Here is a 10,563-nt window from a genome sequence, read left to right as displayed (position 1 = left end):
TGCACGCGCCGTCGGTGGCGATCTCGACATGCGGAAGCTCGCTCATGCCAGCGTCGGCATCCGCGCCGCCAGATCGGGATCATAGACGCGCAGCCGCCGCCAGAAGGCCAGCGGGTCCTTGCGCGTCACCAGCGCATCGGCGGGCGTGTTTAGCCAGTCCCATGCGCGAGACAGCGTGAATCGGATGCACGCGCCGACCGCAAGGTCGCCGAACGCGGCCCGTTCGTCGGCGCTCAGGAGAAAATGGCGCGAATAACCCTCAATCAGCGCATCGCCGACGACGGCGTCATGATGCACGCCGGTCGCGTCGAAGCTCCACGATGCGTGCATGATCGCAAGGTCGTAGAGGCGCAGGTCGGTGCAGGCGAAGTAAAAGTCGATCAGGCCGGCGACCCGTTCACCTAGCATCAGTACATTGTCGGGGAACAGATCGGCATGGATGGCCGATGCCGGAAGCCGGCGCGGCCAGCGTGCCTCGATCGCATCGAGCGCGATGGCGATGTCGCCGTGAAGCCCCGGCGCAATCTGATCGAGGCTGTCGCCGCAACGCTGGAACAAGGGACGCCAGGTGTCGATGCCCATCGAATTGGTGCGATCGCCGCTGAAATCCGCCACCGCCCGGTGCATCCGCCCCATCGCATCGCCCGTTGCCAGCGCCTGAACCGGGGTGGGATGCGACAGCGATACGCCCGGCAGGAAGCGGATCAGGCAGGCGGGTCGGCCCGCCAGCTCATGGATCGCCCGGCCGTCGCGATCCTTGATCGCGGGCGGCACGGGCAGCCCTTTGTCCGCCAGATGATCGAGCAGCGAAAGGAAATAGGGCAGGTCGTCGCCCGACACACGCTTTTCATACAGCGTCAGGATGAAGCGGCCGGTCGTCGTCTCGACCAGATAGTTCGAGTTCTCCACCCCCTCGGCAATGCCCTTGGCCGAGACGAGCTGACCCACGTCGAAACGCGTCAGGAAATCGGCCAGCAACTCGGCCGAGACATGCGTATAGACTGCCATACCGCCCCCGGTTTTCGCGTAATCAGGCCGCTTCGAGGCCACGAGGCAGCTTGAATGCGATGCTCTCACGCGTCGTCTCGACCTCGCGCTCGACCACGTCAAAGCGTTCGGCCAGCCGGTCGACCAGTTCGCGCACCAGTATCTCGGGCGCGGAAGCACCGGCCGTGATGCCCAGCGAACCCACGCCCGCCAGCCAGTCGAAATCAAGCTCGGCGGCGCGCTGGATCAGGCGGGCTGGCGTCCCTTCGCGCTCGGCCACTTCGACCAGCCGCAGCGAATTGGACGAATTGGGCGCGCCGATCACCAGCACCAGGTCGACACTGCCCGCAATCGCCTTGACCGCAGTCTGGCGATTGGTGGTGGCATAGCAGATGTCGTCGGCGTGCGGCGCGACGATCGTGGGGAACCGTGCCCTCAGTGCATCGAGCACGGCGGCCGTATCCTCGACCGACAGGGTAGTCTGCGTCAGGAACGCCAGATTGTCAGGATCGGGCACCGTCAGCCGGGCAACATCCTCGACCGTTTCCACCAGCGTCATGTCGCCTTCGGGCACTTGGCCGAATGTGCCGATGACTTCGGGATGGCCTGCATGGCCGATGAAGATGATATGACGGCCCGCCGCGACCAGCCGTTCGGCCTGCCGGTGGACCTTGGACACCAGCGGGCAGGTGGCGTCGAGATAGGACAGGCCACGCTGCACCGCCTTGGCGGGCACGGCCTTTGGCACGCCATGCGCGGAAAACACCACCGGCACGCCGTCGGGCACCTGATCGAGTTCCTCGACAAAGATCGCGCCCTGCGCCTTCAGCGTATCGACCACGAACTTGTTATGGACGATCTCGTGTCGGACATAGACGGGCGCGCCATAGCGTTCGATCGCCAGTTCCACGATGCGGATCGCGCGGTCGACCCCGGCGCAGAAGCCGCGCGGGGCGGCGATCAACAGTTCGATCATCGGTTTCACGGCGTCGTTCATGGCATATGGCCCTACGCGATTGCTTGCTTGTGCGAAAGGCGCTTCCTATGGTCGCGCGCCTTGGACGGGCCTGTTGTCGCCGCACCGCGACGCGCGGCCCGTTCGCGTATCAGATGGGAAGGAAGTGTTCCGCCGTGAAGATCATCAGGCTTGCCGCGCCGATCGCACTCGCCGCCGCCGTCACCGGCTGCTCGCGGGAGGGCGAGATCAGCGTCGAGGGCGGCGTCGGCATCCAGGCGACGCGCACGGCATGTCCGATCGTCGGCGTGCCGGCGGGAACCGGCGACATCACGCTGTTCGATCCGCCCGCCAGCCGTGACGCAGCGGCGATCGACCTGGTCGGCAACATCACCAATGTCCGCAGCGAATGCAGCGAATCGGGCAATGACGTGGTCACGACGGTGACGTTCGATGTTCAGGCCCGCCGCGCCCGCACCGATGCGGCGCGTAGCGTCACCTTGCCCTATTTCATCGCGATCGTGCGCGGCGGGACCAATGTGACCGCCAAGCGCGTGGGCGAAGTCACGATCAATTTCCCCGCGGGCCAGGCACGCGCTCAGGCACAGGGCAGCGCGACCAGCGTGGTCGCGCGTTCGGCCGCGACTCTTCCGGACGAAGTGCGCGAACAACTGACCAAGCGTCGCCGCGCCGGTGAAGAAGAAGCGGCGGTCGACCCGCTGTCGGCGCCGGGCGTGCGCGCCGCCGTCGCCCGTGCGACGTTCGAGGCACTGGTCGGTTTCCAGCTGACTGACGACCAGCTCCGCTACAACGCCACCCGGTAAGCGACAAAGCGGGGGCGGTTCGCGCCCCCGCCACGCCGTCAGATCACGTCGCGGAATCAGATCACGTCGAGGACGAGGCCCTTTTCGCGCGCTTCGTCGGCCTCGATATACCAGTTTTCGGGCGCGCGGCGGACCAGTTCGTCGAAATCGACCCGCGACCCTTCGACAATGGCGCGAAAGCCCTCTTCCTCGATCATGATCGAATGTTCTATTTCGTGCAGCGTCGCCTTGAGCGTCGCGACACAGGTCTTGAGCGGGCCGGAAACTTCGACGGTCTTGTTCATGATCCGCTCGTGAATCATGATCCGCGTGCCGCGCGTCAGGAAACGCTTGTCGACGGGGAAGGCCGACATGAACGTCGCGCCCGCCGAATAGACCGCGACCTTGCCCAGGAAAAGGAACTCGCGCCCCTCGAACGCGCGCAGCAGGCGGATTTCATCGCCCATCAGCCGTGCGACTTCGGGATCGCCGCCCAGCGTAGAGATGGCAATGACGACCGTGCCGCTGCGGGGCGCCTTGGCGAGTTGATCGCGAAAGCTTGCATACATGGCATGATCGACTGGCCCTGCCAGCACAATATGGGGGCTGGCCAGCAGCGGATATTGATTGATGGAACCGCTCGCCGGCACGGGGTCGTCCGCCGTGGCATCGTGGGTTTCGGGGGCGGGCAGCGTGTCGGACAGGGGATCGGGCATGGCGGAGGCACCTTGGGCTGAATGGGCGGGATCGGGCACGCGAAACGGGGCGCGGGGCGGGGAGGCGGGTCTGCGCCATGCCGGGCGCAACAATGCGATCAGCACGAAAGCGGCGCCCACAAGCGCAAGGCTTGCGAACCCCAGATACACCAGCAGGTCGCCGACCCCCAACGTCACATCCCCACGAATGCTGCGCGGCTGCGATGGTTCCGCCGCAACGAAAAGGGCGCGCCGCCCCTGAAAGACGACGCGCCCCTTTTCAGGCCCGTAAGCCTAGGGCGATCAGTAAACGCGCTTCTTCGGCTTGATATACTCAACCTCGTCGGTGAGCGTGTAGTCGTGCACCGGCCGGTAATCGATCCGACATGCGCCGCCCTTGCCACCCCAGCCGTCGAAGGTCGCGATGGTGTGCTTCATCCAGCCCGCATCGTCACGCTCGGGGAAATCCTCGTGCATGTGCGCGCCGCGGCTTTCCTTGCGGTTTTCGGCCGAACGGATGGTGACGACGGCCTGACCGATCAGATTGTCCAGCTCCAGTGTCTCGATCAGGTCGGTGTTCCAGATCAGCGAGCGATCGGTCACGGCGATGTCGTTCATGCCCTGATAGACGGCATCCATATGTTCGACGCCCTCCGCCAGCAGCGCCGAATCGCGGAACACGGCGGCGTGCTTCTGCATCGTCTTCTGCATATCGGCGCGGATAACGGCGGTCGGCGTGCCGCCCTTGGCGTGGCGGAAATGGTCGAGCCGGGTCAGCGCCAGCTCCTCCGAACCCGCAGGCAGCGGGTTGTGCGGGGTGCCGGGCTTAAGCATTTCTTTCAGGCGCAGGCCCGTGGCACGACCAAAAACGACCAGGTCGATCAGCGAATTGGAGCCTAGGCGATTGGCGCCGTGGACCGACACGCAGGCCGCTTCACCGACCGCGAACAGGCCGGGGACCACGGCGTCAGGGTCGCCATCCTTCAGATGGACGACTTCGCCATGATAGTTGGTCGGGACGCCGCCCATATTATAATGAACGGTCGGCACCACCGGCAAAGGCTTGCGCGTCAGGTCGACGCCCGCGAAAATCTTGCCGGTTTCGGTAATGCCCGGCAGGCGCTCGGCCAGCACCTTTGGATCGATGTGATCGAGGTGCAGGAAGATGTGGTCGCTTTCCTTGCCGACGCCGCGACCTTCGCGGATTTCCATCGCCATCGAACGCGACACCACGTCGCGGCTGGCGAGATCCTTGGCAGAGGGGGCATAGCGTTCCATGAAACGCTCGCCTTCGGCATTGGTCAGATAGCCGCCCTCGCCGCGCGCGCCCTCGGTAATCAGCACGCCCGCACCGTAGATGCCGGTCGGGTGGAACTGCACGAACTCCATGTCCTGCAGCGGCAGGCCGGCGCGCAGCACCATGCCGTTGCCGTCGCCGGTGCAGCTGTGCGCGCTGGTCGCCGATTGATAGACACGGCCGCCGCCGCCGGTCGCCAGCACCACGGCATGGGCGCGAAAACGGTGGATCGATCCGTCCTCCATGCACATCGCGATGACGCCGCGGCAGGCGCCGTTTTCCATGATGAGGTCGAGCGCGAAATACTCGATGAAGAAATCCGCGTCATATTTCAGGCTCTGCTGATACAGTGCGTGAAGCATCGCGTGGCCGGTGCGGTCGGCGGCGGCGCAGGTGCGCTGCACCGGCGGGCCTTCGCCCATGTTCTGCATATGGCCGCCGAACGGGCGCTGATAGATGGTGCCGTTGTCGTTGCGGCTGAACGGCACGCCGGCATGTTCCAGCTCGTAAACCGCCGCCGGCGCTTCGCGCACCATATATTCGATCGCGTCCTGGTCGCCGAGCCAGTCGGAACCCTTGACGGTATCATACATGTGCCACGACCAATGGTCGGGCGTGTTGTTGCCAAGCGAAGCGGCGATGCCGCCCTGTGCCGCGACCGTGTGGCTGCGCGTCGGAAACACCTTGGTGATGCAGGCGGTCTTGAGGCCCGCCTCCGCGCTGCCCATCGTCGCGCGCAGGCCGGAGCCACCCGCGCCGACGACGATCACGTCGTAGCTGTGATCGATGATCTTGTATGCGTCGCTCATCAGGAGACCACCTGCGCCGCAAAGGCGAGCTTGAGGATGGAAAAGATCGCGATCGCGCCCAGGCCGACCACGAAGAAGTTCAGGAGGAACAACAGGATCACGCGCGATTCGGCGTGGCTGTAATCCTCGATCACCACCTGAAGCCCCAGGCGGAAGTGCCAGAATACGCTGAGGATCAGCAGCGCCATCGGCACCGCCGCCCATGCCGACGACAGCCATGTGGTGACCGTCGCGTAATCATAGGCCGGCAGCATCGCGATCGACGCGATGAACCACAGCATGAGGATGAGGTTGCCGCCCGCCGTCAGGCGCTGCGTCCACCAGTGATGCGCGCCTTCCTTGGCGGCGCCCAGACCGCGCACGCGGCCGATGCTGGTTCCCGAACCCATGATTATTTCCCCGCGATCAGGAACGCCCACAGGGCGATGGTGGCCAGGATCGAGAAGACGAAGGTCATCTGCGCGCCGCGCTTGTTGCCCTTCAGTTCATATCCCGCGCCCGTATCAAGGAACAGGTGGCGGATGCCCGATGCCATGTGCTGAAAGAACGATGCCGTCAGGCCGATGCCGAACAGATAGCCGACCGCGTTCAGCCGCCCGTCGGCATAAGTGAAGATGTCGAGGAACCCGGCATAGCTCGCTTCCCCGGCAGCGGCGCTTGCCAGCCAGGCGACCAGCAGCACGCTGCCGACCAGCGCCATCCCGTCACCCGTCACGCGGTGCAGGATCGAGACCGTCATGTGCGGTCCCCATTTCCAGATCGACAGATGCGGCGACAGCGGCCGGCTCACGGGTTTCGATGCCACGGATGTTCCTTTCGCGACCGCTAATGGCCGCCTGTCTTCGCAGATGCAAGATCGGCCATTGGTCTGTAACTAACCCTGTCTTAACCGCTTGGCCGGTAATCCGTCGCGTGAATGCGTCCACCGGGCGTATGGGGGGACAGGGAAGGCCGCACGCATATGCACGAAAAGGATTTGCCCGAACCGGGTTCGATCAGCCGCCGGGTGCAATTGGCCGAGCGGTTGAAGGTGTTCGATTTCGACGGGAGCATGATCGAAAGCGCACGCCGGGTCTGGGCGTTGCTGGAGGCCGACCGGCGACAGGTGGCGGAGGCCTACTGGCGGCACTGGCTGCGCTGCTTCTCCGACAAGCGGGTCTGGGCGCCGCACGAGGCCGAGAAGATGATCGACCTGGGCGTCGATTTCCTGCGTAACCGTTTTCTCGACACCGCCGGGCTGACCTGGGTCGAATCGATCGAGCGTTCGGTCGCGGCCGCCTATGCCGCCGACGTGCCGCCGATGGCGCTGTTGTCGATGATAAATGCCAGCGATCGCGCCGCGCTGGATATTCTTGTCAAGCGCGTGCCCCAGGGTGACGAGCGGCTGGTGGAAGCGATCGACACGCTGATGCGGCTGTCGGCGCTGGAGACCGACATCACCGTCGCGATCTATGCCGAGCACATGGCCTTTGGTAACGACCGCGCGCGCGAACGGCTGGCCGGTGAGTTTCGCGATGTCATCGTGTCGAGCGTCGAACGGGCCAGCCATGAAGGATCGGCGCTGCGCGGACAGGCGCAGGCCGCATCCGGTTCCGCCCGCGGCATGTTGGGCAAGGCCAGCGAAGTCGCCGCCGCCGCCGAACAATCGGCCGTGGCGATGCGCGAGGCGGCGCACACCGCCGCCGGCCTGATCCGCGCGATCGAGGATGCGCGCGCCGAGGTGGAGGTCGCCGCCGAAATCGCCACGCGTGCATCGGCACAGGCCGGGGCGGCGGTGGAAACATCGGGTGCGCTCAGCGACCATGCCAAATCGATCGAATCGATCCTGGGCCTGATTCGCGAAATCGCGGGGCAGACCAATTTGCTGGCGCTGAACGCCACGATCGAAGCGGCGCGCGCGGGCGATGCCGGGCGCGGCTTTGCCGTGGTCGCGCAGGAAGTGAAAAGCCTGGCCAACCAGACCGCGCGCGCGACCGACGACATCGCGGCCAAGATCGCCGCGATCCAGTCCGCCACGCGCTCGACCGTCGACACATCGGCCTCGATCCGCACCACCGTGGCCGAAGTGCAGGATTCGGCGATGCGGATCCGCCGCGCGATGGAGGCACAGGCACAGACCGTCACCGCAATCACCGCCGCTGTCGACGAAACCGCGTTGGCGGCCGATTCGATGTCGAACACCATCGCCGCGATCCGCGAGGACACCGAAGCGGTCGCGACGGGTATCGATGCGGTCGGGCAGGGCGTTGTTGCGTTCGAGGGCGATCTTGAGACGTTGAAGGGCAGCGCCAGCGACTTTGTGCGGCGCGTGGCGGCCTGAACCGGGACGGGCGCGGGCGTGCTTGATGCAGGGGCGATGACGCCCTAGCGTCGGGCAGTGAACCGCGCTTCCCCCATCTTTTCCACCCGCCGCCTCGCTGCAATGGACCGCCGCCTTTGAAGCGCATCGGGTTGATGGGTGGATCGTTCAATCCGGCGCATGGCGGACACCGGCACATCGCGTTGCAGTCGCTGCGCGCACTGGCGCTGGACGAAGTGTGGTGGCTGGTGTCGCCGGGCAACCCCCTGAAAGACGCCGCGCGCGACATGGCCCCTTATGCCGCGCGTGTCGCATCGGCACGGGCGATGGCGCGCCATGCGCCGATTCGCGTGTCGACGATCGAGGCGCGGTTGAAGACCCGATATACCGTCGACCTGCTGACCCGGCTGCCGGGCCTGTTCCCCAAGCGTCGCTTCATCTGGATCATGGGCGCCGACAATCTGGCGGGTTTCCATGAATGGAAAGGGTGGCGCGATATCGCGTCGTCGGTGCCGATTGCGGTGGTCGCGCGTCCGGGCTATGATGGCGACGCCCTCGCAAGTCCCGCGATGGGCTGGTTGCGGCGCGGCGTGCGGCCCGCAGGCCAGGCAAGACGATGGGACGAGTGGAGATTGCCGGCGCTCGTGCTGCTGCGCTTCCGCCCTGACCGACGTTCGGCGACCGGCATCCGTGCCGCCGATCCCGCCTGGCACCGTCGTTTCATGTCCGATCGGCGGTCCTCATCACCTGTAGCACATTCTTAGGAGCAGCATTGGCCCAGTCCCGTCCCGTTTCGTCCCCGTCCGACTCCGATCCGGCGGCGGCGTTGCATACGCTTGTCCTGTCGTCGCTCGATGACGATCAGGCGCTGGAAGCGGTTTCGATCCCGCTGTCAGGCAAGTCGAGCATCGCCGATTTCATGGTCATCGCATCGGGCCGCTCGACGCGTCAGGTGGCGTCGATGGCGCAGAAGCTGGCCGAGCGGATCAAGCGCGAGCGTGGCGTTTCGCCGCGTGTCGAGGGGCTGCCGAGCGCCGACTGGGTGCTGATCGATGCGGGCGACGTGATCGTCCACCTGTTCCGGCCGGAGGTTCGCAGCTTTTATAATCTGGAACGGATGTGGGCGTTCGGCGAAGCGCCGACTCCGCCCGAACAGCCCGCCCAGTCCTGATCCCGTCCGGCGAGGCCCGCGATGCTGCTGCATGTCGTCGCGCGCGGGCGCATTGGGCGTGGGCCGGAACATGAACTGGTCGAACGTTATCTGAAGCGCGTCGGCTGGCCGGTTCGTATCACCGAACTGCCCGATGCGGGCGGGCGGATGCCGGCGGTGGAGCCGGGCACGCGGATCGTCATGCTCGATGAAAAGGGCGATCAGGCGACGTCGATGGCGTTCGCCGACCGGCTGGGGCGGTGGCGTGACGACGGCGTGCGCGAAGTGCGCTTCCTGATCGGTGCGGCCGATGGTTTCGATGACGACGCGCGTGCCGGCGCCGACTGGCTGATCGCATTCGGGCGCATGACGTGGCCGCACCTGATGGCGCGCGCCATGCTGGCCGAACAATTGTGGCGCGCGACCAGTATCCTGGCCGGCCACCCCTATCACCGGGAAGGCTGAATGCGCGGCGCGTTGCTTTCCGCCGTGATCGTGCTGGCGATGCTGCCCGCCACGACAACCGGCGCGCAGCAGATGTCGGTCGCCGACCAGCAGGCCGAGCTGACGCGTGCCAACCGTGCATCGCGTGCGGCACAGGCCCGCGCGCGGCGGCTGGAGCGTCAGGCCGATGCCGCCAAGGGCGCGGCGCGGCGGGCGCGCCGCGAACAGGCGGCCGTCGCCGCGCGGGCGGAAGCGGCGGAGGCCGACATCGCCGCCGCGCGTGCGCGGATCGCGCTGGTCGACGCCGCGATGGCGCGTCAGCGGCGGCGGCTGTTGGCACAGCGCGCGCCGACGGTGCGTCTGGTGGCCGCGCTTCAGGCTTTGGCGCGCCGTCCGGCTTCACTCACCTTGCTCCAGCCGGGGTCGGCGCGCGACGCCGTGCATGTCCGCGCGCTGCTCGCGTCGATCGGCCCGGTGGTGCAGGCCCGCAGCGCTGCCATCCGCGCCGAAATCGAGCGCACGAGGCGGTTGCGCGAAGGCGCGCGGCTGGCGGCGGCCAGCCTGCGCGATGGGCGCGCGCGACTGGAATCGCAGCGGCTGCGCCTGGTTGAGCTGGAGGCCGAGAGCCGGTTGCGTTCGCGGTCGCTGGCCCGCGGCGCGCTGTATGAATCCGATCGGGCAATCGCGCTGGGGGAAGAGGCGCGGGAGATTGTCGAGCGGATCGAACAAACCGAAGCAGCGCAGGACGTTCGCCGCCGACTGGTTAAGCTCGACGCGCCGTTGCCCCGGCCCGATGCCGGCGGCAACGCGATAACGGGCGCGCCGCCCTATCGCCTGCCGGTGGTCGGGCGGATTGTCACGGGCCTTGGTGAAGTCAGCGACAACGGCATCCGCGCACGCGGTCTGACGATCGCGACGGCACCGGGTGCAGTGGTGGTTGCCCCGGCGTCGGGAACCGTGGTGTTCGCGCGGCCTTTCGGCACTTATGCCAATGTCGTCATCCTCGACCATGGTGATGGCTGGACCAGCTTGCTGGCAGGATTGGCGCGGGTTCAAGTCAAGCGCGGCGACGCGGTCGGTGCCGGTCTGCCGGTCGGGCGGGCGGGGACCGAGCAGGGTGCGCG

The 10,563-nt window shown here is 66.5% G+C and carries 12 protein-coding genes; 6 read left to right on the top strand and 6 right to left on the bottom strand.

The window, feature by feature from the left end:
* Positions 1-42: 42 nt before the first annotated feature.
* Both thrB and ispH read right to left on the bottom strand, forming a co-directional pair.
* Positions 43-1,008, bottom strand: a complete 966-nt coding sequence (thrB, locus tag VL973_RS09200) for a homoserine kinase (RefSeq protein WP_325283724.1) — start codon at positions 1,006-1,008, stop codon at positions 43-45.
* A gap of 22 nt (positions 1,009-1,030) precedes the next feature.
* Complete coding sequence (ispH, locus tag VL973_RS09195; protein WP_325283723.1) at positions 1,031-1,984, bottom strand: 4-hydroxy-3-methylbut-2-enyl diphosphate reductase; 954 nt, start codon at positions 1,982-1,984, stop codon at positions 1,031-1,033.
* Positions 1,985-2,118: 134 nt separating this feature from the next.
* Between ispH and VL973_RS09190 the strand changes: the two genes are divergently transcribed.
* Complete coding sequence (locus VL973_RS09190) at positions 2,119-2,766, top strand: hypothetical protein (RefSeq protein ID WP_325283722.1); 648 nt, start codon at positions 2,119-2,121, stop codon at positions 2,764-2,766.
* Positions 2,767-2,822: 56 nt separating this feature from the next.
* Here VL973_RS09190 and VL973_RS09185 read toward each other — a convergent pair whose 3' ends face one another.
* From VL973_RS09185 to sdhC, 4 genes are all read right to left on the bottom strand, one after another.
* Positions 2,823-3,437 carry an ATP-dependent Clp protease proteolytic subunit gene (locus VL973_RS09185; protein ID WP_414712223.1) on the bottom strand — a complete coding sequence of 205 codons (615 nt, stop codon included), beginning with the start codon at positions 3,435-3,437 and terminating at the stop codon, positions 2,823-2,825.
* A gap of 306 nt (positions 3,438-3,743) precedes the next feature.
* Positions 3,744-5,546, bottom strand: coding sequence for a succinate dehydrogenase flavoprotein subunit (gene sdhA, locus VL973_RS09180; protein WP_325283721.1), 1,803 nt, complete (start codon positions 5,544-5,546; stop codon positions 3,744-3,746).
* Positions 5,546-5,935: a succinate dehydrogenase, hydrophobic membrane anchor protein gene (gene sdhD / locus VL973_RS09175; RefSeq protein ID WP_325283720.1), complete on the bottom strand. Its 390-nt coding sequence runs from the start codon at positions 5,933-5,935 to the stop codon at positions 5,546-5,548. The genes sdhA and sdhD overlap by 1 nt, the downstream gene beginning before the upstream one ends.
* A 2-nt stretch (positions 5,936-5,937) precedes the next feature.
* Positions 5,938-6,351: a succinate dehydrogenase, cytochrome b556 subunit gene (sdhC, locus tag VL973_RS09170; RefSeq protein WP_325283719.1), complete on the bottom strand. Its 414-nt coding sequence runs from the start codon at positions 6,349-6,351 to the stop codon at positions 5,938-5,940.
* Positions 6,352-6,507: 156 nt separating this feature from the next.
* On the opposite strand from sdhC, the gene VL973_RS09165 reads away from it, so the two are divergent.
* The 5 genes from VL973_RS09165 to VL973_RS09145 all read left to right on the top strand — a co-directional run.
* On the top strand, positions 6,508-7,866 hold the full coding sequence (locus tag VL973_RS09165; RefSeq protein ID WP_325283718.1) for a methyl-accepting chemotaxis protein: 1,359 nt from the start codon (positions 6,508-6,510) through the stop codon (positions 7,864-7,866).
* Between the two features lie 116 nt (positions 7,867-7,982).
* Positions 7,983-8,609 (top strand): nicotinate-nucleotide adenylyltransferase, encoded by a 627-nt coding sequence (locus VL973_RS09160; protein ID WP_325283717.1) that lies wholly within the window; start codon positions 7,983-7,985, stop codon positions 8,607-8,609.
* Positions 8,610-8,617: 8 nt separating this feature from the next.
* The gene (gene rsfS, locus VL973_RS09155; protein ID WP_414712222.1) at positions 8,618-9,016 is read left to right on the top strand and encodes a ribosome silencing factor; all 399 of its coding nucleotides are present in this window, start codon (positions 8,618-8,620) and stop codon (positions 9,014-9,016) included.
* Positions 9,017-9,037: 21 nt separating this feature from the next.
* Positions 9,038-9,460, top strand: a complete 423-nt coding sequence (locus tag VL973_RS09150; RefSeq protein ID WP_325283715.1) for a 23S rRNA (pseudouridine(1915)-N(3))-methyltransferase RlmH — start codon at positions 9,038-9,040, stop codon at positions 9,458-9,460.
* Positions 9,461-10,563, top strand: a 1,103-nt coding sequence (locus VL973_RS09145) for a murein hydrolase activator EnvC family protein (protein WP_325283714.1), incomplete at its 3' end; no start/stop codon positions are given.

The organism is Sphingomonas sp. (assembly GCF_035490575.1).
In the GTDB taxonomy this organism is placed as follows: domain Bacteria; phylum Pseudomonadota; class Alphaproteobacteria; order Sphingomonadales; family Sphingomonadaceae; genus Sphingomonas.
The sequence above is the reverse complement of the archived record's forward strand: the minus strand, read 5'-3'. Positions and strand labels throughout refer to the sequence as shown.

What these genes read in the sequence shown, in the direction of transcription:
- thrB (WP_325283724.1), bottom strand. Translation starts at nt 1,008, where the DNA reads ATGGCAGTCTATACGCATGTCTCGGCCGAGTTGCTGGCCGATTTCCTG.
- ispH (WP_325283723.1), bottom strand. Translation starts at nt 1,984, where the DNA reads ATGAACGACGCCGTGAAACCGATGATCGAACTGTTGATCGCCGCCCCG.
- sdhA (WP_325283721.1), bottom strand. Translation starts at nt 5,546, where the DNA reads ATGAGCGACGCATACAAGATCATCGATCACAGCTACGACGTGATCGTC.
- sdhD (WP_325283720.1), bottom strand. Translation starts at nt 5,935, where the DNA reads ATGGGTTCGGGAACCAGCATCGGCCGCGTGCGCGGTCTGGGCGCCGCC.
- VL973_RS09165 (WP_325283718.1), top strand. Translation starts at nt 6,508, where the DNA reads ATGCACGAAAAGGATTTGCCCGAACCGGGTTCGATCAGCCGCCGGGTG.
- VL973_RS09150 (WP_325283715.1), top strand. Translation starts at nt 9,038, where the DNA reads ATGCTGCTGCATGTCGTCGCGCGCGGGCGCATTGGGCGTGGGCCGGAA.